This is a genomic window from Salinivibrio sp. ML290 (assembly GCF_001995695.1).
In the GTDB taxonomy this organism is placed as follows: domain Bacteria; phylum Pseudomonadota; class Gammaproteobacteria; order Enterobacterales; family Vibrionaceae; genus Salinivibrio; species Salinivibrio siamensis.
In genome coordinates this window covers 104377-129175 of sequence record NZ_MUEY01000003.1, presented here as the reverse complement: position 1 = coordinate 129175, position 24799 = coordinate 104377, and the positions used below count along the sequence as shown (strand labels likewise).

Genomic DNA, 24799 nt, shown 5'->3' with positions numbered 1-24799 from the left:
TATTTACCCCTGCCTAAGTAATTTAACTCTGAGCATGCAAAAGTATTCACTGCTAACGCCTACCCATTACTCGTATCATGATATAGTGTCTGAAAATACCATTAGGGGCATAACGATGAACCAATACGTCTTCTTTTGTCAGCCTAACCACTGTGACCAGTTTACTTACTTGGTCAAGGAAGCCCCCAGCTACCTTGTTGAAAAAGGCACATTGTTAGAGCAGGGAATGATCATTGAAGGGGATGTGATTGTTGCTGATTGTGCGGAGACCGCGATTGAAAAATTTCGCCAGATTAATCTCAATGCGATTGAAGATTACATTCAGCACGATCCTACCGTTGGCTTTACGACCTTTATTATGGAAATGTATTATTCGCTGCGTCGTCGTCTTGGAGCTAAATGATGATTGTCGATATCTATCAAGTTGATGCCTTTAGCGCGTCATTGTTTCAGGGAAATCCGGCAGGGGTGTGTATTTCGGAGTCCATGTTGGATGAAGCAACCATGTTGGCCATTGCCGAGGAAATGGCGCTCTCTGAAACCGCATTTCTTGCCTTAGATACCATGTCCTTACGCTGGTTTACACCGAAAGTTGAAGTCGCACTCTGCGGTCATGGCACACTCGCCACAGCTCATATTTTAGCTGAGCGTGGTGACGTCAAAATAGGTGACAATGTCACTTTTTATACGCAGTCTGGGCCTCTTGATGTGACAATTCAACGCGAGGATATAGCCATGGCCTTTCCTGTTCCTGAGCTGACAGAAATAACGCCAAATCCATCGCGGCTAGAAGGTTTAGGTTTACGTGGCTCTGATATCCGCACGAGTTATTCTTTTGGCGAAAAAGAGCTATTGGTGGTTGATTCTGAAGACGATGTAAAAGCGCTGTCTCCTGATTTTGCCGCGTTAAATACGCACCCTGGACGTGGCGTGGTGGTGACTGCGGCAAGCTCTGATAATACGGTCGATATTGTCTCTCGCTACTTCGCCCCTTGGGTGGGGGTGAATGAAGATCCTGTGACGGGTTCGGCGCATTGCGCGTTGGCAGTGTATTGGTCACAAGCGTTGAGTAAAAAGCAGCTTATCGGTTATCAAGCATCCGCACGCGGTGGGTATATCAAGATGACGCTTAGCGAAGACCATGTGTTGCTACAAGGCCAAGCAGTAACCGTATTTAGCGGAAGGCTAGATTTAAGTCAGAAGTAGTCATTTATTTTCCTCGCGGTATATTTTCAAGGCGCAGAATAAATTCCTCTGGCCCAATACTTTCATCATTAAAATACCGATAGATTTCACTGGTCGTTGCTTTTTGAACGATAGGGCTTACAGCCATTGAATCAACCGTACTAGGGAGCAAGCGGCCGTTTTGTTCTGCTTGCTCCATATCATGATGAGCTTGGCGAGAGCACGGGTTGAACTGGTTTAGGTCGATATCTTTACGAGCAGGCAGTGCTCCTTTTGCTTGATTAAAAGCAGTAAGAAATGTTTTGGATGATAAGACGCGAGCGAGCGTATTGGCCGTTTTTCTACTACTGCGTGCGCTATTAAAGAGCGCGAAACTGTCCATATTGTAAATAAACCCCGTGTGCTTGGCGGGGGCTTGATAGCAGCCGATTGCTTCTGGAGCTGTTACATGTTTGGCCAATAGCTCTCCCAGTACCCAATCGCCAGAAAACTGAAATGCGTGTTTTCCTTCAATCAGCAACTGAGTCGCTTCATCCCAGCGTATGTGAGACATCGTTGGCTGGATGAGGCGGCTAATCTCTCGAAATAAACTTAAAATCTCAAATGTGGTTTCGCTCCGCAGTGTACGTTCATCCATATCCATAAATGCACGGCGATAATAATCCGCACCACCGTAGCCAAAAGCAAGGTTTTCAAACAGTAAGGCGATTTGCCATTGATCATTGCCGATAGCAAGAGGAGCGACATTGTGGCGCTTTAAGGTTCTAAATGTATCGATTAGTGCTTCCCAGTTGTCAGGTGGCGATAGGTTGTATTGACGAAGCACGTCATGATTCACCCACATCCAATTCAATCGATGAATAGTCACTGGCGTTGCCACAAATGTCCCTTCAAATTGATTGACCGCTCGCGCAATAGGATAGAGCTGCGAGCGCCAATGCTCTTGATTGGCTAACTGTTCTAGGTCGTAAAGAAAACCCAGCGCTGCCCATGACTGGATTGCAGGCCCTTCGAGCTGAGCTATGGTTGGCGGCGTGCCCGCAATTGCGCGAGCTTGCAAAATAGACATTGCCGTATCCCCGCCGCCACCTTGAATTGCCTGCTGTTCGACGTGAACGTTAGCCTCCTCAAGCGCCTGTTTAGCGATGTTGGCAGCGCGGACTTCACCTGCTGATGTCCACCAATGCAGAAATTCAACAGGTGGTGGCGTGGACTGCTCCGCGTCAATGGGGAAAGTGATTGCGAGTAATAGGGTGAAAAAGAGTCTTTTCATAGTTCACATGCCAACTGAATGGTGATAATGAGTCCTTGTGTCGAGTGATTTTCTACATAAAGGTCGCCGCCATGGCTGCGAGCAATACTGCGTGAAATGGTTAGACCGAGCCCTGAACCAGGGTGTGTCGTTGCATCAACGCGAAAATACGGCTCAAAGACTTTTTCTTGCCACTTTTTATCTAATCCTGGACCAAAGTCGCGAACCTGAATAACGATCTTTTCATTGTCTTCATGAAGACAAACCTCAGCGGTATCACCATATTTAGTCGCGTTGTCGATAACGTTATAAAGGCATCGTTTAATCGCAAGGGGCTTCCCTAGGAATCGGCTTTCAACCGGTAGAGAAAGATGAACCTTATGTTTACTTCGGTTGTAGTACGCCGCGCATTGTTCAAGCGTGTCGACCAAATCAATCCATTCAACGTCCTCATGGATGTCAGTTTCACGAATACACTGCAAAGCACCTTTTAACAGCACATCAAATTCAGTCAACACGGTCTCAAATTTTTGCCGCTCTGCATCATCTTCTAACATTTCCGTGCGTAATTTCAGGCATGCTAATGGCGTCTTTAAATCGTGTGATATGGCCCCGAATAGCATTTCACGGTCGCGGATATAGGCGCGTATACGTCGCTGCATTTTATTAAACGCTCGCACAGCAGCACGTGTTTCTTTACTACCTTCTTCTTTTACTTCTTCGACATATAGCTGTCCGCTCATTAGCGTAGCGGCTTTAGCCAGTCGTCGAATTGGACGAATTTCTAATCGCAACAACCAGACCGTACAAAAGACAAGGAGTAACGAAGATATCCCCAAAAAGACCAGCTGTTTTTGGTCAATAAACTGTGGAGATAAGGTAGAGAAGGGGACAGGTAGTGTCGCCGCGAGATAAAACCATTCGCTTTGTGACATTTGAATCTGTACCACAACAATAGGTAAATCCAGATCGCCTAAGGCTAAACTGTAGTCGGCCCAGATAGCAGGCAATGCCTCAAGCTTAATACCTGAGTTAAACACTTTGAGATCTTGGCGTCGGCTTAAGGCAACATCAATGTCTTGCGCGTGACGCACTGATTTAGACAATCGCGTTGATGCCTGCTCTAAAATCATGGCGGTACGCGCAGTTTGTGTGGGTAAGCCAACATCTAATTTGCGTTGGTTGATGGAAATAAAGAATCGTGTACCGCCCATCTCTCTAATTTGGTTCAAGATGAGATAGCGATAACTGACGGGAAGCGCCTCAAAATAATTGTAAGTATCGGCAACGTTACTGGTTAGGCTTTGTACCGTTTTCTGTAGACTCTCTTGCTCCTTTTGCGCACTGGTTTGGTACCAAATTAACCCTGCGATCAATTGGGCGATAACAATCACGATCAATAAGGTCGCGCCAATACGAAAGCGAATGGAGGTGAACAACGATAGCGCAAGCGTACGCATCAATGCACCTCTGTCGCGATGACATCAGTGGCGAGCATGTAACCTTTATTTCTTACCGTTAGAATCAGCGAACGCTCGTCGTCGTGAAGGTGTTTACGTAATCGGCTGATTTGTACATCAATCCCGCGTTCAAATGGCTCTGCATCTCGCCCCCAAATGCAGCGGGCAATATCATCTCGACTCAAAAGCTGATTGGGTTTTTCTAGCATTAAGCTGATCAGGTTAAAATCGGCGCCAGACAATTGTTTGCACTCACCGTGAGGGCTAACTAATTGACGCTTCAGCAGGTCACACGTCCATCCGGCGAAAGTGACTTTATGGCCGACACCGGATGATTGGGTCATACGTGTGCGCCTCAATAAGGCTTTAATGCGTGCCAGTAGCTCACGTGGACTAAAGGTTTTTGTCATGTAATCATCGGCGCCCACTTCAAGCCCTGCAACACGATCAGCTTCATCTGTCACGGCTGTGAGCATGATGATGGGGACGTTAGAGTGTTTGCGAATTTGGCTACATAGCGTTAGCCCATCATCGCCCGGCAGCATAATATCGAGAATGATGAGGTCCGGTGCGTGCGTTTGATAGTGCGCCCACATTTGCTCACCGTCACTGGCAGTAAGAACATGAAACTCAGCACGCCCTAGGTAATCGGTGAGTGCATCTCTAAGCGATTGATTGTCATCCACAACGAGGATGGTTTTCATCTTGCACGTTCCTGTGTTTTTCACCAATGCCTTGTGTATACCTCAATTAAAACGAGATCACTATTGGTGCAAGCCGATATTGCCACACCGGTAGGCGTTGGTATGTAACAGCCTGCTTACAAACTCATAGGCTTTTGTAACCTTGAGGGAGACGCTTTTCTTTATCGTGTGTATGTCTCTACATAAAAAAGGAACATCACATGTTTAGTCACGCGTTTGGATTACTACAACGGATAGGGCGCTCTTTGATGCTGCCTGTAGCCGTGTTACCCGTTGCCGGTCTATTACTCGGTATCGGTTCTGCTAACTTCGCATGGATACCGGATAGTGTCTCTGAAATCATGGCCATGTCAGGCGATGCCGTATTCAGCAATCTGGCACTTATCTTTGCGATTGGTGTCGCTCTGGGTTTATCAGACAACGATGGCGCGGCTGCGCTGGCGGCGACGGTTGGCTTTGCCATTATGACCGCGACTTTAGGGGTAATGGCTAACATCCACGGCATTGAGCCTGCGATGATCATCGGGATCCCTAGCCTTAATACTGGGGTGTTCGGCGGGATTATGATCGGGGCTGTGGCAGCCTATTTATTTAATCGCTTTCATAACATCCAACTTCCTGAGTACTTAGGCTTCTTTGCCGGAAAACGCTTCGTCCCTATCGTTACGGGTATTGCTGCAATATTTCTTGGTATTGCGCTCAGCTATATCTGGCCTCCCATTGGCGGCGCAATCAAGAGTTTTTCGCACTGGGCGGCTTATCAAAGCCCAACCACCGCTTTTGGTATTTACGGGTTTGTTGAGCGTTCTTTGATTCCTTTTGGCTTGCACCACATTTGGAACGTACCTTTCTTCTTTGAAGTGGGGGAGTATGTCGATCCTGAAAGCGGCAAAGTGATCAACGGTGAAATTCAGCGCTACCTTGCCGGTGATCCTACTGCCGGCAATCTAGCCGGAGGCTATTTGTACTCAATGTGGGCATTACCAGCGGTGGGGCTAGCTATCTATCACTCAGCTCGTCCAGATAAACGCGCACTGGTTGGTGGGATTATGGCTTCGGCAGCGTTAACATCTTGGCTGACGGGTATTACCGAACCGATGGAGTTTTCTTTCCTATTTGTCGCGCCGGTGTTGTATGCCATGCATTGTGTCTTAACGGGGATCGGTTTTGCACTCGTCACAACGTTAGATATCCACCATAGCGTCACCTTCGCACATGGCGCAATTGATTTCCTTATCTATTACCCACTGTCGACCAATGCTTGGCTTTTCGCACTGATTGGCCCACTCTGGGCGTTAATGTATTACAGCTTATTTAGATTAACGATCAGTAAGCTTAATTTGCTGACACCAGGTCGCGAAACAGCTGAAACCGAGGTGAGTCAACTTTCGGAAATCGGTTCAGAGCTGGCACATCAATTGGTCAGTGCGCTTGGAGGAAAGGAAAACATTAAAAATGTGGATGCTTGTATCACTCGACTGCGAGTCAGCCTGAATGATATCCAGCATGCCGATATCGCCGCAATTAAGCAGCTCGGCGCCAAAGAGGTACTGGTTGTTGGTGACAACCTTCAGGCTATATTTGGTACGCAATCAGACACTATTAAATCTGAAATACAAGCGGTGCTTGTTAGTTAAGAGACCACAAAAAAGAGGCCAAACGGCCTCTTTTTCAGTAGTGAAGTGGGTGTATTACGCCACTTGTACTTGTTGTTGTTCGATTTCTTCACTTGGTGTGGCGCCGGACTCAGCGCCATGCATCCAACGAATCAGCGTGCCGGATAGCGCGAGTAAGATCACACCGGAAATCGCAGCGGTTGCCGCGATACCGCCGAAGATGGCCATAGCGCCATAATCACCCACATGCGAGCCTATGATACCCGCCACATAGTTGGCAATCGCGTTAAAGCCAAACCATGCACCCATCATCAATGAAGCCAAGCGTAGCGGCGCGAGCTTAGTGACCAAGGATAAACCGATAGGCGAGAGACAAAGTTCGCCTAACGTGTGGAAGAAGAACGCGCCCACCAGCCAAAACATTGACGTTTTCACTGTGGTATCGCCACCTTGCTCTAACACCGCGCCAATCATGCACACAAACCCCAGTGCCAACATAAATAGCGCCATGGCGAACTTCACGGGCGAACTGGGCTCTTTAGGGCCTAGGCGTACCCACAGTGAGGCTGCGATGGGTGCACAGACAATGATGAAGAAAGGATTAAGTGATTGGAACCAAGCCGCCGGTATCTCAAACCCACCAACCATACGGTCCGTATACTCTTGGGTATAAATATTCATCAAGCCACCGGCTTGTTCAAAGCCAGCCCAGAAAATAATGACAAACAAACCCATTAATAAGATGACTTTAAGGCGATCGATTTCTTGCTTCGTCAATGGAGCGTTGGTCTTGGAGTGATTGGCGTCTCGCGCTTGCTGTGCGGCTGGGACTCGACCTATTTCACCTAACCAAGAGTTGGCCATGGTTAGCTGGATCAGCAGGCTGATCACCATACCTACACCGGCGGCAAAGAAGCCATATTGCCAGCCGTAAGCGCTGGTCACAGAGCCCGAGACGAAGCCTGCTAACAATGAGCCAATGTTGATGCCCATATAAAAGATGGTAAACGCACCATCACGACGATGATCGCCTTCATCATAAAGGTCACCAACCATCGTCGAAATGTTGGGTTTTAGCAGGCCACAACCGGTGATGAGCAACGCGAGACCGGCGTATAACGTATGAACAATGTCCAAACCGTATTGTTGAGCAGGAAAAGCTAAGGTGAATTGTCCAATCGCCATCAGTGCACCACCAACGACGACAGCGCGACGTTGGCCAATAAAGTTATCGGCAATCCACCCACCAATCAGCGGCGTGATATAGACGAGGCCAGTGTAGTAGCCATAAAGTTCGAGTGCGTCTTTGGTTGACCAGCCTAAACCACCGTTGATGGTTTGATCGGTCAAATAAAGGACGAGGATGGCACGCATTGCGTAGTAGGAAAAGCGCTCCCAAAGCTCAGTGCCAAAAAGTAAGAACAGTCCCCGAGGGTGACCAAGTATTGTTTTTTGGTTTTCCATAACTATCTAATTATTCGTTGAATGATTGTTGGGTCTGCATGGGGCTAGCCGGGTGCAGGGTGTTGGCGTTAACGCCTTGGTAAAATGGCCTCCTGTATTTTGTAACAAAATATGTAAAACTAGCGTAATGGTTTTTTACCAAAATTAAAAACTATTATTCAAGCCAAATTATCGTGGATAATAACAGTCTGTCTATTACATGTGGGATATATGACCAGAACATGCCTGTCACTTATAGTGACGTGACAGGCGTTTGCGTCTTTGCGTGGGATCAAAGGAGAGGGGATTATGTGATAGGGGTCACTCTAGCCGTGTTCAGCGATCAGGCGATGGCTTGACGTAACCACAGGGCAATATCTTCGTACATCACTTGATGACTTTGGTCTGCGTCGGCCCAGCTCATCACAAAGTGGTAAAGTTTTTCAGGGTGGTAGGCTTGTCCGACCAATTGATTAGCCAGGGTTTCTAGCGGGCCTGGCGTTAAACTATCAGTGAATAACTGGCAATCGATGATTTCTCCATGTTTCACATCCAAGTGCAGCTCAACGCCTCCCCATTCAAAACGCTCATCAAAGGTATGCATGAACTGCGGGCTGTTACCGAAATTCCACGCCCAACTGCACTGTTTTTCATAAATCGCGTCAAACCCCTCGACATCGGGCTTGGCGTCGGGAGAAATATACTCAATCTCAGTGGTATGGCCATAATGGCGGAAAAAGGCGGTTTTAATCGCGTCACATACGCGTTGGTGATCAACGTCTGGGACAAAGTCAGCGATATTGGCCACGCGGGCACGTACAGATGAAATCCCCTTGGCTTGTAGCTTTTTAGGATCAGGGTTGAGGTAGTCACCCAGTCGCGACAAGTTGGCATTAATCAAGAGCGTACCATGGTGAAAGCCGCGATCTTTGGCCTCTTTGTAGGCTGAGCCCGATACTTTTCTTGGGCCGTCGGGTGTATCCATGGTGAGGTCATTTCGGCCACTGGCTGAGGCACTGATCCCGAGCGTTTTCAGGGCATCGAGTACAATTTGCGTTGATACTGACTTATCATAACCTGGTTTACCCGCCATAAAGGTAAAATTGGTGTTGCCCAAATCGTGAAACACCGCGCCACCGCCGCTTTGTCTCCTCGCCAATACCACGGCATCTTGTTCCATTTTTCGCGTATTACACTCGCGCCATGGGTTCTGTCCGCGTCCAATGACCACCGTATTGTCATTACGCCAGAGGAACAGGACGTTCTGCTGCGAGGACATGGTTCGAAATATGGTGTCCTCCACGGCGAGGTTGAACCAAGGGTGGGTCGACGTCGAAACAAACACACGTAAGGGACGACTGGTGTCTTGCATACTGGCTCCAAGTGTTAGGAAAACAAGTTATTAGGGATACGCGGTCGGAGGCCAAGTAGAGAGTGGCCACACAAGCTTGTTTGGCAATATAGGCGCTAGAATACCAAACAATGCTTAGCGAGTTACTCGATCAGTGCCCATATGTTCGATTTTTACTGGATTGAAGCGCTGAATGACCAATCTACCACCAAAATGACGCCCCTTGTGACCGGATGGCAAGGAAAAATCGCGTAAATGCTGTTTAGCGTTTGGCATTAGTCGTGGCATTAATTAGTATGTAAGGTCAATTTATTACCTGTTCTCTCAGTCAATTGGCATTGAGGCGTGTTATTGAGGCGACTCTGTCAGTTTGCTTAGACAATGGGTGAAACCATGATGTCAGCAGGTATTGTCACGCACCTACCTGATTTGGACTGCCCAACGGGTCGACGAGGAAACAATGCAACAATTAGAAGAAATTCTTGCGAATGCAACCAGTGCGGTGGCCGATGCCGCCTCTGTGGCTGCATTGGATGAAGTCCGGGTTAAATTCCTAGGAAAGAAAGGCGAGCTAACTGCACAATTACAGGCGTTGGGCAAACTGCCACCGGAAGAGCGCCGCGAAGCGGGTCAAAAGATTAACCAAGCGAAGCAAACCGTACAACAAGCGATTGCTGAGCGTAAAAATGCGCTTGAGCGCGCCGAGTTGGAAGCGAAGCTTGCCGCAGAAACCATTGATGTAAGCTTGCCGGGCCGTCGTATTGAAAACGGTGGTATTCACCCCGTGACGCGTACCATTGAACGTATTGAGCAATTTTTCGGTGAATTGGGCTTCTCTGTCGCCTCTGGGCCAGAGGTTGAAGACGGTTTTCATAACTTTGATGCGCTGAATATCGCCCCAGATCATCCTGCACGTACCGATCACGATACTTTCTTCTTTAACCCTGATTTGATGTTGCGTACGCATACCTCTGGCGTACAAATTCGTACCATGGAAGCGGGTAAACCCCCATTCCGTATTATTGCCCCCGGTCGCGTTTATCGTAATGACTACGACCAAACGCATACCCCGATGTTCCACCAAGTGGAAGGGCTATTGGTCGATAAAGACATCACCTTCGCTGATCTCAAAGGGATCCTCAATGACTTCTTACGTAACTTTTTCGAGGAAGATCTGGAAGTGCGTTTCCGCCCCTCTTACTTCCCGTTCACAGAGCCCTCTGCTGAAGTTGATGTACGCCGCAAAGGCGGAAAATGGCTCGAGATCTTAGGCTGCGGCATGGTTCACCCGAATGTACTACGTGCGGTGAATATCGATCCAGAGGAATATCAAGGCTTTGCCTTTGGTATTGGCGTAGAGCGCCTAACCATGCTGCGTTATGGAGTGAATGATCTCCGTGCGTTCTTTGAGAACGATTTGCGCTTTTTGAAACAATTTAAGTAATCAGTGGGGCAAGGTAATAATGAAATTCAGTGAATCTTGGTTGAGAGAGTGGGTAAACCCAGCAAACGACACCGACGCGCTTGCCCATCAGATCACCATGGCCGGCCTCGAAGTCGATGAAATTGCACCCGTTGCTGGCGACTTTAGCGGTGTGGTTGTGGGCGAAGTGGTTGAGTGTGGCCAGCATCCAGATGCAGACAAGCTGCGTGTCACCAAAATCAATGTCGGCGAAGATGAATTGCTTGATATCGTTTGTGGTGCACCAAACTGTCGTCAAGGCCTAAAAGTCGCGGTCGCAATGGTTGGTGCGGTATTGCCAGGTGACTTCAAAATCAAAAAAGCGAAGCTGCGTGGTCAACCGTCTTTCGGCATGCTGTGCTCATTTACTGAGCTAGGGATTGATGTCGAATCTGACGGCATTATCGAGCTACCTGCCGATGCACCGATTGGTGCTGATATTCGTGACTACCTCGCGCTAAACGATGTAACCATCGATGTCGACTTAACCCCGAACCGTGCTGATTGCTTGAGCCTGCGTGGTTTGGCGCGTGAAGTCGGCGTATTGAACCGCGCTGATGTCACCGAGCCGACCATCACTCCGGTCGCTGCCAGCATTGAAGATAAGGTATCCGTACGTATTGATGCGCCACAAGCATGTCCACGTTATTTAGGGCGTGTGGTAAAAAATGTGGATCTTAATGCCCAGACCCCGTTGTGGATGCAAGAGAAATTGCGCCGCAGTGGCATTCGCGCTATCGACCCTGTGGTGGATGTCACTAACTATGTAATGCTTGAGCAAGGTCAGCCGATGCATGCCTTTGATCTTAGCAAGCTTGAGGGTGGCATTGTGGTGCGTATGGCAAAAGAGGGCGAAACGCTCACATTGCTCGATGGCAACGAAGCAACACTCAATGCGCAAACCTTGGTCATTGCCGATGAGAACAAAGCCTTGGCGATGGCCGGAATTTTTGGCGGGCAAGACTCTGGCGTCACCACAGACACGCAAGATATCTTACTCGAATCGGCGTTTTTTGCCCCTGATGTGATCCGCGGCCGTGCACGTAGCTATGGGCTACATACAGATTCCTCTCACCGTTTTGAGCGTGGCGTCGACCCAGCTTTACAAGCAGCGGCGATGGAGCGGGCGACTGAACTGCTATTAGCGATTTGTGGTGGTGAAGCGGGAGAGATTGTTACCGCTGAGTCGGCAGAAACACTGCCAACTCGTGACACTGTCACCCTCCGTCGTGAGAAGTTAGATGGCCTATTGGGTCATTCTATCGATAACAGTGATGTACAAGCCATTTTGTCTCGCCTTGGCTGTGCGGTAACGGAAACCGAGAAAGGGTGGCAAGCCACGGCACCTAGCTGGCGTTTTGATATTGCCATTGAGCAGGATTTGATTGAGGAAGTCGGGCGTATTTACGGCTACGACAACATTCCAACCCGTGCGCCTAAAGCGGCACTGACGATGCGCGAATACAAAGAAGCAGCGATGCCACTGAAACGTGTCCGCGATTTGTTGGTTGACCGTGGCTTCCACGAGGCGATTACCTACAGCTTTGTTGAACCGAAACAGCAAGCGCTGATTGTTCCCGATGTTGAGCCGCTGATCCTGCCAAGCCCAATCTCTGCGGACATGTCAGCCATGCGCCTGAGCTTGCTTCCTGGGCTTTTAAACACGGTGGCCTATAACCAAAAACGTCAGCAACCTCGTGTGCGCTTGTTTGAATTTGGCTTACGCTTTACCCCGGAAGGTGACACCGGTGGTGCCGTTCGTCAATCGAGCATTCGCCAAGAAAGCATGCTTGCGGGGGTGATTGCAGGTCCTGGCAGTGAAGAGCATTGGGATCTGGCGAGCGCGACCGTTGACTTTTTTGATTTGAAAGGCGACCTAGAAGCGGTACTGGAACTCACAGGCAAGTTGAAAGACTTCCGTTTCGTGTCAGCCTCTCATCCTGCCATGCACCCAGGTCAAACCGCCGCGATAGCGTTTGACGGCAAAGTGGTGGGTCACATTGGTACCCTGCACCCTGAACTTGAGCGTGAGTTTGGCTTAAATGGCCGAACGGTGGTGTTTGAGCTAGAGTGGCAGGCCATTGACGAACGCTTTATTCCCGAAGCGGCAGGACTGTCTAAATTCCCTGCTAACCGCCGGGATATCGCGGTGATTGCTGATCAATCGCTTGCTTCTGGCGATGTGGTGCACGCATGTTTGCAAAGCGGCAACCCCTTGCTTAAGGACGCACAGCTTTTCGACCTTTACACCGGCAAAGGTGTGGAAGAGGGCAAGAAGAGCTTGGCGATCGCACTGACCTTGCAATCTGATGCGCGCACGCTTGAGGAAGCCGATATCAGTGAAGCCGTGTCTGGTGTTGTCAGCTATTTATCAGAGAAATTAGGCGTTACCTTGCGTGACTAACCTAAAGTCATCCCAAAAAGCAGCGGAAACGCTGCTTTTTTTATGCCTAAATGGCCTAACATCTATCCATTTGAAAAACTAAATAAATTCACTATATTTGAGGAGAAAGTGTTCAGATATTGATAAAAAAGCCTAATATTAAGCAGCTTAGCCGTCTATTGACTATGCTGGTTGAGAAAACCCTTGTAACATCTTGGTTTGAAAGGTCAATTTTTTGGACATTGTTCTTGCTTTTTTAATGTAAAAAAGTTGGCGCAAATCAGCCAGTTGGCATACACTTGTTTTGAGCTGGCCTTCAAATATCCCTAAAATACAAGGGCTAAAGGCGTATGGGCCAAGTGTAGAATGGTGGTGTCGATACTGCGGTATTGCATATGTGTTCAACAATTCTTGAGGGAAAAACCTATGGCGCTCACTAAGGCCGATTTGGCTGAGAACCTGTTTGAAAATATCGGGATTAGCAAACGGGACGCCAAGGAGACAGTCGAAGCGTTTTTCGAAGAGGTTCGGAAGGCGCTCGAAAGTGGCGAACAGGTCAAGTTATCAGGGTTTGGTAACTTCGACTTGCGAGACAAGAATGAACGTCCCGGTCGAAATCCTAAAACAGGGGAAGATATTCCGATCACGGCGCGCCGCGTAGTGACATTTAGACCGGGCCAAAAACTCAAAGCGCGAGTTGAAAACGCAGACGTTGAAGAATAACGCTGTGTGACCCCGACAGTGGTGACGACACCACACTAGAAAGCCGTGTGCCGATGCGCCACGGCTTTTTAATTTGTCTATACATGATCACATTGTGAGGGGAAAATCCTGGGTTTATTGGTTATCTCGCTGTAACGTTTTGTTGTCTAGTTGTAATAAAAGGAAGCATTATGCTGACAGCACGCCCAGGTGCCTTTATTGATGCCGCATTGACTGCACCTCATGCTTTTACCCCAGACTCATGGCGAGTAGGCTCGCTTACCTTCAATCACAGTGCCCCCGGTATTATTTCGATACAGCCCGATGTTGCCAAGGTTTCGCGTTGCGTCGTATTGTCTTCAGGTATTCACGGTGACGAAACCGCGCCCATTGAGCTCATTGACAGTCTTCTTGCCGATATAATGTCAGAGACATTTACCCCCAATGTGCCGCTATTACTGATTATTGGCCATGCCGAAGCGATTAAAGCGCACACTCGTTTTATTGAAGATAACCTCAACCGCTTATTCGGAGGCTGGAATGAGGAAAAAAACGAAGAGCACTACCTAGCCAATCAGTTGCAACAAGCGGTAAGCGATTTCTTTTCTGCTCAACCGGACAGTATGACTCGTTGGCATCTTGACTTACACAGTGCCATTCGCGAGTCCTATCATTATATGTTTGGCGTGATCCCAACGACACCATCCCAAAAGGATGTACGTCCATTGGCGGCATTACTCAATGACGCCAAAATGGATGCCACTATTCTGTCTCAATCACCATCACCGACTTTTAGTTGGTATAGTGCCAACCACCATGATGCACTGGCTGCAACCTTAGAAATGGGCCGTGTCGCGCCTTTGTTTGAAAATGATTTGCGTGAATACGAGCCGCTTGAACGCACCTTACGAGGCTTACTCAAAGCCGACACATTACCGACTGAATTGGCGCCGATGCGCTTTTATCGTGTGACGCGAACCTTGACCAAGTACACGGAGCAATTTGCCCTCACGTTCCCTTCATCAGCTAAAAACTTCACACCGTTCGAGAAGGGGGTATTATTGGCCACCGACAAGGGACAAGAAATCTATGCCGAGCATGAGGGGGAAGTGGTGATCTTTCCCAATGCCAATGTCCACGTCGGTCATCGGGCTGGATTACTCGCCACGCCCTTTGAGCCTAATGTCAATCAGCCACTCTTTGTGCACGCACCACAAAAAGCCTCGGCGTAGCGCTTTTCAAGCTGGCAATCAGTCGGTAAAGTGCGTCACAGTATTGGTTTAATGGATGACGCATGCGAGTGTCAGAACTCACCGCCCGCCAACAGAGCCGTTGGCGGCGCGCGTTACTTACTTTCTCGGCTTTACTGCTGTTGCTGTGTGGGCTTGCGCTGAGTGTGGGCGATATATGGATCAATCCGTTCGCGCCTGACTCAATATTAGAGCAGCAGTTACTCTTACAGCTTCGTCTCCCTCGTGTGCTGGTCAGTGTGATGATAGGGGCCTCACTGGCAATGGCCGGGGCAAGCCTACAAGTGCTATTGGGTAACCCACTCGCGGAGCCCGGTGTCTTAGGCATTTCCGGTGGCGCAAGCATTGCTGTGGTCTTACTGTTATTACTCGCACCCGCTTGGGCGTCGAGTGGCAGTATGGCGGTCACTGCCATGCTGGGCGCGAGCTTGTTTACCTTTATATTAGTGATATTAGCCCGTCGCGCTCTAGCGACGGCACGCATTTTATTGGTCGGTGTTGCTCTGAGCATTTTGGCGGGGGCAGGCGTTACCTTGGCCTTTTATTTCAGTACTGACTTTAATTTGCGCCAGTTAATGGTCTGGTTAATGGGATCACTGTCCGGCATGCGATTGGAGCATGTGGGTATACTGACAATGACCTTACCTTGCATTGCGGTATTGTGGCGATACGGACATAAGCTTGACCAGCTTATGCTAGGAGAGTCTCAGGCGCAGCAGTTAGGGCTAGATACACATCAACTACGTTGGCAATTGATTGCCTTAATTAGCGTTTTGGTCGGGGTATCTGTGGCTGTTGCGGGTGTTATTGGCTTTATTGGCCTCATTGTTCCTCATTACTTACGCCTGTGGCTTGGTAGCCGGAACCGTACCTTGTTGCCCATGTCTGCGTTGGCAGGGGCGCTATTATTGGTCAGCGCCGACACCGTTGGTCGACTTATCCTTCCCTCAGCGGAACTTCCGGTGGGGGTGGTCACCAGTGTGCTTGGTGCCCCATTATTTATTTGGATGTTGGTGAGGGCGGGATGATCGTTCACGCTAAAGATTTGAGCTTATCGCCACGTTTACTACCGATGTCCTTATCGGTTGATGCCGGGCAAGTGGTACACCTTATCGGTCCCAACGGAAGTGGCAAAAGCACCTTACTGGAACTCTTGTCGGGCTTGGAAGTGCCGCAATCGGGGAGTGTTTGGCTGCAAGGCCAACCCGTATCAGGACAAACCCGATACGATTTGGCGCAAGTGCGGGGATACCTAATGCAACAACAGCGCCCTGCGTTTGTCATGGGGGTATTTGAATACCTCAATCTCGTGCTCGATAGTGTGCAATTGGCAACCGGTGAGATTCGAGACAAGACGGTCGCGGACGTGGTGTCTCGTTTGGCCATCAGCGACAAGCTCCACCGAAGAATAGACAGCTTATCGGGCGGAGAGTGGCAACGGGTGCGATTGGCGGGCGTCATGTTGCAAGTTTCAAAGGCGTTAAATCCACATGCGCGTTTGCTTTTGCTTGACGAGCCGTCAACCGGACTTGATGTCGCGCAACAGGAAGTGATTTACCAAGAAATGACCGCCTTGGCGCGAGAGCAGGAAATCGCAGTTATCATGGCGAATCACGACTTAAACCGCACCCTAGAGCACGCGGATACGGTTGTGGTGCTTAAACAAGGTCGTGTTGTGTCACTAGGCCCACCGAAAGCGGTATTGACGGATCAGCTGCTCTCAGATGTTTTTGCCACGCCACTGGAACAGGTATCAACCGCCAATGGCCCAGTGATCATGCGCGCGTCCTCGGCATGAGTTTGAACGTTTTGACCTAACTTTCGCTGTCGTCGTTCTCAATCACGTTAAGCTTGGCGCGAATAAACTCGGCATGATCGACATAAAGCAGCTCGGCGGTTTTACGGATCACCGCTTCCTCGAGCGGATCAATGTTCTCATCGGCATACGCGACTGACCACATCGCCTCGATTAACGCTATCCGGGCTTGTGGGTCAAGGTCGCGTAATTTATCCGTATATTCATACAACGAGGTCGCATGCTCGCTGTGTTGTCTCGCCTCCTCAAGTAATTGCTCGGCTTGTGTCACGTCGAGTGATAGCAACTGGCAAATACGGTTGCGTTTGGTTGTTCTCTCTCGCTCATCAATATCGTGATCGGCCATCGCCACTTCACTTAATAGCCCCGCCATCGCTTGGTGAAGGGATAGCCCGGATTGCTTACCGTGTTGGCCGGTTTCAGCGGCGAGGGCGGATTCGAGTTTTTTAAAAAGCTGTTTTAGCATGGCTGCTCTCCCAAACTGCGGGGTTTGTTGGCCGTCATTATGCGTTTATACGCGACGAACGGCCAATGCGTTTACTTTACGCTGCCACGTTGGTGGTGAGCGCGTGGCTGGCGCGACTTTGATTCTTTTTACTTTGTGATAGGATGCGACACCAATCAACCTTATTTATCGGCTGTGACACTGATAAACGCCTTAAAAGATTAAGCAGTAAGCAGGAATCGCCTTGAGTTCACGTCATCACAACACGCCAGAGACACTGTTTGCAGCACTAAACGATTGTATGCTGCAAGACCGTTTTCGTTTTAAAAAGCGCATCCATGGCGCGCAAAAAATCAAAAAAGACGACGCCAAACAGGCGGTGTACGATCAAATCGCCGCGGAAATGGCGCAGAGTATGCAGCGCCTGCTCGCCCGTCGAGCCAATACGCCAACCGTTCGCTATCCGGAAGAATTGCCAGTCAGTCAGAAGAAAGATGACATTGCCGAGGCGATCGCGAACAATCAAGTCGTAATCATTGCGGGGGAAACGGGCTCAGGTAAAACCACTCAGCTGCCCAAAATTTGTATGGAACTTGGGCTAGGTGTCGCCGGTACCATAGGTCACACTCAGCCACGTCGCTTGGCTGCGCGCTCGGTCGCCTCACGGATTGCTGAAGAGCTTGACGTCGAGTTAGGCAGCAGCGTGGGCTATAAAGTGCGCTTTAACGACAAAGTCTCAGAGTCGACGCAAGTCAAACTGATGACGGACGGGATCTTGCTAGCCGAAATTCAGCACGATCGGTATCTGAATCAGTACGACTGCATCATTATCGATGAAGCTCACGAGCGCAGCCTAAACATCGATTTTATTCTCGGCTATTTGCGCGAGTTATTGCCCAAGCGCCCTGATCTCAAAGTCATCATTACCTCGGCAACCATCGATCCTGAGCGCTTTTCCAAGCACTTTAATAACGCGCCTATGATAGAGGTGTCTGGCCGTACTTATCCGGTGGAAGTGCGCTACCGCCCATTGGTGGAAGAGGACGATAGCGATCGTGACCAGCTGGAAGCGATCAGCGATGCGGTCGATGAGCTGTGTCAGGAAGGGCCGGGTGATATCCTGATTTTTATGAACGGTGAGCGTGAAATTCGCGACACCGCCGATCATCTTCAGCGTCGTCAACTGCGCGATACCGAGATTTTGCCCTTGTACGCAAGGCTTTCTGCTGGCGAGCAAAATCGTGTATTCCAATCTCACTCGGGGCGCCGGATTGTATTGGCCACCAACGTCGCCGAGACCTCGCTAACCGTGCCGGGCATTAAGTATGTGATTGATCCCGGCACGGCACGGATTTCTCGCTATAGCTACCGGACTAAGGTGCAGCGACTGCCGATTGAGCCGATTTCACAGGCCAGTGCTAACCAGCGTAAAGGGCGCTGTGGCCGTGTGTCGGAAGGCATTTGTGTGCGTTTATATAGCGAAGAGGACTTTTTAGGCCGTCCTGAATTTACCGATCCAGAAATTCTGCGGACAAATCTGGCCTCAGTGATCCTGCAAATGACGGCAATAGGGCTCGGTGATATTCAAGCCTTCCCGTTCGTTCAGCCGCCTGATAGCCGTCATATTAAAGATGGTGTCCGTTTGCTCGAAGAGCTGGGGGCGATTAAGCCCGGCCAAGCCACCGATAAACGTAAGCTGACCGCGATTGGTAAAACCTTGGCCAAACTGCCGATTGACCCGCGTTTGGCACGCATGGTGATTGAGGCGCCCAAGCATAGTGCCTTAAATGAGGTGATGGTGATTGCCGCGGCCTTGGCTATTCAAGACCCACGTGAGCGTCCGGCTGATAAGCAGCAACAAGCGGATGAAAAGCATCGTCGTTTTGCCGATAAAGAATCGGACTTTTTAGCCTATGTAAACCTTTGGGATTACGTTAAAGACCAGCAAAAAGCGCTGTCGAATAACCAGTTCCGTAAACAGTGCAAAAAAGACTATCTCAATTACCTGCGCGTGCGAGAGTGGCAAGACGTTCACTATCAGATCACCCAAGTGATGAAAGAGCAAAATGCGCAATTCAACCAAGAGCCCGCCAGTTCTCAGGCCATTCACATGGCACTGCTGGCCGGGCTATTAAGCCACATAGGCCTAAAAGACCAAGAAAAGAATGAATACCAAGGCGCGCGGAATGCACGATTCCATATTTTCCCAGGCTCTGGGCTTTTCAAAAAGCAGCCTAAATGGGTGATGGTTGCCGAGCTGGTTGAAACCTCGAAACTCTGGGGGCGAATTGTCGCGCGAATCCAACCCGAATGGGTAGAGCCACTGGCGCAGCATTTGATTAAGCGCAGCTACAGTGAACCACATTGGTCACGCAAGCAAGCGGCTGTGATGGCCAGTGAGAAGGTCACGCTATACGGGATCCCAATTGTGGCCAGCCGTAAAGTCAATTATGGCGCCATCGATCCGGTGCTTAGTCGTGAGCTGTTTATTCGTTCGGCATTGGTTGAGGGGGATTGGCAAACCAAGCATGCCTTTTTCCGCCAAAATCAAAAGCTGCTGGCGGAAGTGGAAGAGCTTGAGCTCAAATCTCGCCGGCGCGATATTTTGGCAGACGACGATACCTTGTTCGACTTTTACGATCAGCGCCTCGATCATAGTGTGGTCAGCGGGCGTCACTTTGATACCTGGTGGAAAAAGGCACGTCAAGACAATCCCGACCTGCTTAACTTTGAAAAAGCCATGCTACTGCAAGGCGACGCCAGCCATGTCACGGAGCTGGATTACCCCAATTTTTGGCATCAAGGCAACTTGAAACTCAAGTTGAGCTACCAATTTGAACCCGGCCAAGACCATGATGGGGTGACGGTGCATATCCCACTGCCGATCCTCAATCAGGTGTCAGAAGAAGGTTTTGACTGGCACGTTCCCGGGCTACGTCAGGAGCTGATTGTTGCCCTGATTAAATCGCTACCTAAGCCGTTACGTCGTAACTTTGTTCCGGCACCAAACTATGCTGAGGCAATCTTACAGCGCGCGACGCCGATGGAGGCACCTTTGCTCGATAGCATGGAGAAAGCCTTGAAGCAGATGTCCGGTGTCACCATTGAGCGTGACAGCTGGAACTTCAGTCAACTTCCCGAGCATTTGCGTATCCAGTTCCGTGTCGTGTGTTGCCATTCGTCTGTTCGAAACCGAAGATCAACAACATAAAGCCATGCAAGCGGGGCAGCGTCGGCTTATCTTGCTCAATGTGCCATCACCGATTAAATATCTGCATGCACACTTGCCCAACAAGTCCAAATTGGGACTCTATTTCAATCCGTATGGTCGCGTGTTGGATTTGATTGATGATTGCATCGCTTGCGGGATCGATAAGCTTATCGAGCAACACGGTGGCTTAACCTGGGAGGCACAGGCATTCGAAGCCCTTAAAGAGACGGTGCGTGCTGAGCTAGGCGATACCGTGGTGGAGATAGCGCAACAGGTCGAGCAAATATTGACGCACGCGTTCAATATCAACAAAAAGCTCAAAGGCAAAGTGGATCTTTCCATGGCGTTTGCGATGTCGGATATCAAAGCCCAACTAGAAGGGCTTATCTACAAAGGCTTTGCCACCGAATCAGGTTGGCAGCGGCTGCCTGATATTCTTCGCTACATGAAAGCGATCGAGCGACGATTGGAAAAGCTGCCTGTGGATCCAACCCGCGATCGCAACCACATGCTCAAAATTGAATCTGTGATGAATGAGTACAAGGCGTTGCTGAACAAGCTGCCTAAAGGAAAGCCTGTGCCTGATGAGGTGAAAGCGATTCGTTGGATGATTGAAGAGCTACGTGTGAGCTACTTTGCGCAACAACTCGGCACGCCTTACCCTGTTTCGGATAAGCGGATTAAAAACGCCATTGCGGCGGTTTAAATGCGGCAAGCTTATGCCGCTACGGATTAGATGAAGACGGGTAAAACGTCGATGTGAGATAATTTATATAAATATCAATAAATAATCAAAACCGTGTCACATGGCACGGTTTTTGTTTTTGTCAATACGAACGACAGACAGCTCGGTGGTGCGTGTTGCCGTGGCAAGAAAGGAGCAAAAAGTGAAACAAGCAGATGTGGCCCCTTGGTATCGGGTGGTTTTGTATGTATTGGCGCTAAGCATGCCAACCTCGGTTTGGGCCAGTTTTAAAGATGAGGTCAGTGGATTATATCAATCACTCAATCTCGCTGGGGAGGTGTCGTACCAAGCCTTTTCTGATGCGTATCGCCATTTTAAGCACAACCCAAGTAGCAAGCCGGTGATGACACTGATTGATTACGGAAAACCGTCGTCAGAAAAGCGGTTTTGGGTGATCAATGTGAAAAAACGCCAAATGCTATTTCGCTCTTATGTCTCTCATGGCAAAAATAGCGGCGCTTTATATGCAAAGCAGTTTTCTAACAGAATCAACTCGCTAAAAACATCATTGGGGGTCTATCGCGCGGCTGAAACCTACCATGGCAAACATGGCTATTCATTACGCCTCGATGGTTTGTCAAAGGGGCTAAATGACAATGCACGTGAAAGAGCGATTGTTATTCACGGTGCCGATTATGCCCATCCGAACGTGATCAAACAAAGTGGCCAACTCGGTCGAAGTTGGGGCTGCCCAGCGTTACCTAGCTATTTATCGGCCCGGGTGATTGATGCGATAAAAAACGGCACTTTTATCTATGCGTTTGCCAGCCAAGCTTGATGATCAAAGATGTCATAGCGGACGGGCTTTCACGAGTCATTTCACGGTGGACGATGTAACACCTGCGCATTGTTCACCGTGAACACGCGTTCTCTACCAAGAAAAAATAAAGGCATGTTGATACGCCTTCTATCGCGCTAGCGTATGCTCCTTACCACTAAGGAGGAATGCCATGGCACGCCTAAATCCTTTTACTCTATGCTTACTCTCCGCCTTTACCCTGTTTCCTTCCAGTGATGCTGATGCTGCACCGTCGGCGCCAGCGTTGATGCATGGTATTGACGGACAGATTGCCGAACAAGACTATCGTGGTTATTGGGCCAGTGAAAAACTGGATGGGATCCGCGCCTATTGGACGGGCACGCAATTCTTAACCCGACAAGGGAATCCCATTCACGCACCGGATGCATTGATTCGAACGCTGCCAACGACGCCTTTAGATGGTGAGTTATGGGCAGGAAGGGGAGAGTTTCAAGCCGTATTACGCACTGTGCTTGATGATACGCCGGATGAAGATGCGTGGCAGCGTATTCGCTTTTATGCGTTTGATATGCCCGATCATCCAGGCCAATTCTCAACCCGCTATACAGCGTTAAAACAGATCGTATCTAAGACAGCATCGCCGCACTTAGCGTATGTCCCACAGAAGCCTGTGACGAGCAATGAAGCACTTAAGGAGAGGTTGGCTACCATCGATGAAGCAGGCGGTGAGGGCTTGATGCTGCATCACCCTGATAGTGTGTATGTGGGTCAGCGGGTAGAAAGCGTCGTTAAGTTGAAAACCTACCAAGAAAAAGACGTGACTGTGGTAGGGATGAACCCTGGCAAAGGGCGGTTACAAGGTTTGATGGGCTCTCTGGTGGTACGCCTGGCTGACGGCACCGAGTTTAGCGTGGGATCTGGCTTTAGTGATGCGCAGCGGGCTGATCCGCCACAGGTTGGTAGTACTATCTTGGTGCGCCATAACGGTGTCACCCAAAAAGGCATTCCACGTTTTGCGCGTTTTATTCGCGAGAAGCCGTCCCTGTAATGAAACCTCCGCCAACGGAGAGTGATACTCACCGTTGGCGGTGTTGCCGCTCCTCGTTAACGATTAGCGCTCACGAATGCGCCTGAGTGACGGAAGAGGAGGAAGCACCTGTCTGTTGGCGCAATTGATGGTCCAAGCACTGGCAATCAGCGCTGTATTTTTGTTTCCCCGTTTTACCGATCCCTGGGTTAAAACTATTGGTAGGATCTAACTGGTGATAAAAGTTAGCTAAGTCCGGCTCCGCCGCATAGAGGTGACCTACGTTATGCTCGGCAGGATACTTAGCGCCTCGTTCATTGAGCAGCGCCAGCATTTTCGCCTTAATCGCACTCACATCCGCACCTTTTCTCACCACATAGTCTTGATGGAAGACGTGGCAGAAAAAGTGCCCGTAATAAAGCTTGGCGACCATCTCTTGTTCTATCTCGATGGGCAGGTGCTCTTCCCACTCGGTCTCGTTGCGCTTAAGCGCGATATCTAACGCGAGAATGTCTTCCACATCACGGCTGTGCATGGTGTGGTAGCGAATCGCCGCACCGGCTGCCGCAAAGCGGTGAAGCATGGCTTTTTTCGCTTCATCCTCACTACAGGCAAAGTAATCACTGTCTGCGTGTTCGGTGAAAAAGCGGCTCAGAAACGCCGAGGCTTCTTCTATCCCTTCATCTGAGGCTTTGAATATTAGATGGTGTTCAAACTTATCGCGAAATGCGAGCATTCGTTTGGGCAAGTGCTGTGGAAAAAGCTGACTGGCGTATTGCATCACTTTATCGGGTAATGCTTTAGGCAGTAGGGGAACACTGTCTAGCCAGGCGGTTATTTTTGCTTTCAAGGCAAACATTTTCGGGATTGCATCTGTTCCCAGTCGACCAATCGCTAAAAACACATCTTTTCCGTAACGCTCGGCGATATCAAAGGCGTCACGATGCATATACTCAGCCACCTCTGGCAGGTGAGAGAGTTCGCTCAGAACACGGCGGCGCAGGGTATTAAGCACATCTGGGTTGTTGGTGCCAATGTAAAAAACTTGCTCGCGCTCAGGGATCGGGTAAGTATCAAGACGCACGGCAAATACGGCAAGTTTCCCCGCACAGCCGCTCACTTCATGTAAGCGGTGTTTGTCGGCGTTATAGCGCGCGGGGCTGTCAGCATCGACATCACGCAAGATCTGCTCGTAGTCATCAGCAGACGCCTTGCGCTCGTCATAGGTAATATCATCGGCGGTGTAATCACCATGCTCAACGCGCGAGAGAATAGCTTCTGGGTCATCACCTAGGGCAATGCCCAAATGATTAACCAGTGTCAGTTCACCATGTTGATTCAACTGTGCGAACAAAGAATACTCGGTATAAGCTGGGCCGCGTTTGACCAATGCACCACCGGAATTATTGGCCACACCACCGACAATCGATGCGCCAATGCACGACGAACCGATGACCGAATGCGGCGCGCGCTTAAGAGGCCTGAGCGTCTGCTCTAACTGGTGCAATGTTGTTCCGGGAAAACTCAGTACCTGCTTGCCGTTATCGAGAAGCTGTAATCCGTCTAGGCGTGTAGTGTTGATAATTACCACATCACGGTCGTAGTCGCTGCCTTTGGGGGTTGAGCCTTCGGTTAAGCCCGTATTCGCGGCTTGCATGATCATCACCACATCCGCGTCGACACATGCTTGGAGCACTCGCCATTGCATCACCAAAGAGGTGGGAAAAATAACCGCCAGCGCAGGGCCGCCTCCCGAGCGAAAGCCAGTACGATAATGCTGGGTCTGGCTTGTCTCAGTGAGTACGTTGTTTTCGCCCACGATGTCGGTCAAGGTCGAAATAAATGCTTGTTGCTGTGATGACGACAAACGTGATGGGGTATTCATAAGCGTTCCTTTCCTTTACGTTACGACAAAGGCTGGGGTCAGCCTAGCTGGCCCGCTTGTGGAGAGAAAGGCCGAGAGGTAGCTCGGCCAATAACATGTAAG

At 49.6% G+C, this 24799-nt stretch carries 18 protein-coding genes and 1 pseudogene; 12 read left to right on the top strand and 7 right to left on the bottom strand.

Annotation, left to right across the window (positions count from 1 at the left end; translation table 11 throughout):
• Nucleotides 1–115 precede the first annotated feature (115 nt).
• Both BZG23_RS04195 and BZG23_RS04190 read left to right on the top strand, forming a co-directional pair.
• Entirely contained in the window at nucleotides 116–403 is a 288-nt protein-coding gene (locus tag BZG23_RS04195) for a hypothetical protein (protein WP_077606213.1), read from the top strand.
• Nucleotides 403–1206 carry a PhzF family phenazine biosynthesis protein gene (locus BZG23_RS04190; RefSeq protein WP_077606354.1) on the top strand — a complete coding sequence of 268 codons (804 nt, stop codon included), beginning with the start codon at nucleotides 403–405 and terminating at the stop codon, nucleotides 1204–1206. Before BZG23_RS04195 ends, BZG23_RS04190 begins: the two co-directional genes overlap by 1 nt.
• A 4-nt stretch (nucleotides 1207–1210) precedes the next feature.
• Here BZG23_RS04190 and BZG23_RS04185 read toward each other — a convergent pair whose 3' ends face one another.
• The 3 genes from BZG23_RS04185 to BZG23_RS04175 are packed head-to-tail and all read right to left on the bottom strand — an operon-like array spanning nucleotide 1211 to nucleotide 4601.
• Nucleotides 1211–2458, bottom strand: a complete 1248-nt coding sequence (locus tag BZG23_RS04185) for an ABC transporter substrate-binding protein (RefSeq protein ID WP_077606212.1) — start codon at nucleotides 2456–2458, stop codon at nucleotides 1211–1213.
• Nucleotides 2455–3897, bottom strand: a complete 1443-nt coding sequence (locus BZG23_RS04180) for an ATP-binding protein (RefSeq protein ID WP_077606211.1) — start codon at nucleotides 3895–3897, stop codon at nucleotides 2455–2457. The genes BZG23_RS04185 and BZG23_RS04180 overlap by 4 nt, the downstream gene beginning before the upstream one ends.
• Nucleotides 3897–4601, bottom strand: a complete 705-nt coding sequence (locus tag BZG23_RS04175) for a response regulator transcription factor (RefSeq protein WP_077479806.1) — start codon at nucleotides 4599–4601, stop codon at nucleotides 3897–3899. The genes BZG23_RS04180 and BZG23_RS04175 overlap by 1 nt, the downstream gene beginning before the upstream one ends.
• A gap of 200 nt (nucleotides 4602–4801) precedes the next feature.
• On the opposite strand from BZG23_RS04175, the gene ptsG reads away from it, so the two are divergent.
• Nucleotides 4802–6238, top strand: a complete 1437-nt coding sequence (ptsG, locus tag BZG23_RS04170; protein ID WP_077606210.1) for a glucose-specific PTS transporter subunit IIBC — start codon at nucleotides 4802–4804, stop codon at nucleotides 6236–6238.
• A 54-nt stretch (nucleotides 6239–6292) separates the two neighbouring features.
• On the opposite strand, the gene BZG23_RS04165 is transcribed toward ptsG, so the two are convergent.
• Together BZG23_RS04165 and BZG23_RS04160 are read right to left on the bottom strand one after the other, a co-directional pair.
• Entirely contained in the window at nucleotides 6293–7681 is a 1389-nt protein-coding gene (locus BZG23_RS04165) for a peptide MFS transporter (RefSeq protein WP_046073257.1), read from the bottom strand.
• Nucleotides 7682–8003: 322 nt separating this feature from the next.
• Nucleotides 8004–9032 (bottom strand): lipoate--protein ligase, encoded by a 1029-nt coding sequence (locus tag BZG23_RS04160; RefSeq protein ID WP_046073256.1) that lies wholly within the window; start codon nucleotides 9030–9032, stop codon nucleotides 8004–8006.
• Nucleotides 9033–9471: 439 nt separating this feature from the next.
• On the opposite strand from BZG23_RS04160, the gene pheS reads away from it, so the two are divergent.
• The 6 genes from pheS to btuD all read left to right on the top strand — a co-directional run bounded on the left by pheS (nucleotide 9472) and on the right by btuD (nucleotide 16606).
• Entirely contained in the window at nucleotides 9472–10455 is a 984-nt protein-coding gene (gene pheS / locus BZG23_RS04155) for a phenylalanine--tRNA ligase subunit alpha (protein WP_046073255.1), read from the top strand.
• Nucleotides 10456–10474: 19 nt separating this feature from the next.
• Entirely contained in the window at nucleotides 10475–12877 is a 2403-nt protein-coding gene (gene pheT, locus BZG23_RS04150) for a phenylalanine--tRNA ligase subunit beta (RefSeq protein ID WP_077606209.1), read from the top strand.
• A 405-nt stretch (nucleotides 12878–13282) separates the two neighbouring features.
• Complete coding sequence (gene ihfA / locus BZG23_RS04145) at nucleotides 13283–13579, top strand: integration host factor subunit alpha (protein WP_046073253.1); 297 nt, start codon at nucleotides 13283–13285, stop codon at nucleotides 13577–13579.
• Between the two features lie 170 nt (nucleotides 13580–13749).
• Nucleotides 13750–14790, top strand: a complete 1041-nt coding sequence (locus BZG23_RS04140; RefSeq protein ID WP_077606208.1) for a succinylglutamate desuccinylase — start codon at nucleotides 13750–13752, stop codon at nucleotides 14788–14790.
• 62 nt (nucleotides 14791–14852) lie between these two features.
• Complete coding sequence (gene btuC, locus BZG23_RS04135) at nucleotides 14853–15836, top strand: vitamin B12 ABC transporter permease BtuC (RefSeq protein WP_077606207.1); 984 nt, start codon at nucleotides 14853–14855, stop codon at nucleotides 15834–15836.
• On the top strand, nucleotides 15833–16606 hold the full coding sequence (btuD, locus tag BZG23_RS04130) for a vitamin B12 ABC transporter ATP-binding protein BtuD (RefSeq protein WP_241837177.1): 774 nt from the start codon (nucleotides 15833–15835) through the stop codon (nucleotides 16604–16606). Before btuC ends, btuD begins: the two co-directional genes overlap by 4 nt.
• A 16-nt stretch (nucleotides 16607–16622) precedes the next feature.
• Here the strand turns inward: btuD and BZG23_RS04125 are convergent, their stop codons facing one another.
• Complete coding sequence (locus tag BZG23_RS04125) at nucleotides 16623–17090, bottom strand: tellurite resistance TerB family protein (RefSeq protein WP_077577825.1); 468 nt, start codon at nucleotides 17088–17090, stop codon at nucleotides 16623–16625.
• A gap of 280 nt (nucleotides 17091–17370) precedes the next feature.
• Between BZG23_RS04125 and hrpA the strand changes: the two are divergent.
• From hrpA to BZG23_RS04110, 3 genes and pseudogenes are all read left to right on the top strand, one after another.
• A pseudogene (gene hrpA / locus BZG23_RS04120) lies at nucleotides 17371–20986 on the top strand (ATP-dependent RNA helicase HrpA).
• Nucleotides 20987–21167: 181 nt separating this feature from the next.
• A complete protein-coding gene (locus BZG23_RS04115; RefSeq protein WP_241837176.1) occupies nucleotides 21168–21803 on the top strand; it encodes a murein L,D-transpeptidase catalytic domain family protein in 636 nt (211 codons plus the stop codon).
• A 172-nt stretch (nucleotides 21804–21975) separates the two neighbouring features.
• Entirely contained in the window at nucleotides 21976–22833 is an 858-nt protein-coding gene (locus tag BZG23_RS04110; protein ID WP_077606206.1) for a DNA ligase, read from the top strand.
• Nucleotides 22834–22903: 70 nt separating this feature from the next.
• On the opposite strand, the gene dld is transcribed toward BZG23_RS04110, so the two are convergent.
• Entirely contained in the window at nucleotides 22904–24697 is a 1794-nt protein-coding gene (gene dld / locus BZG23_RS04105; protein ID WP_077606205.1) for a D-lactate dehydrogenase, read from the bottom strand.
• Nucleotides 24698–24799 lie beyond the last annotated feature (102 nt).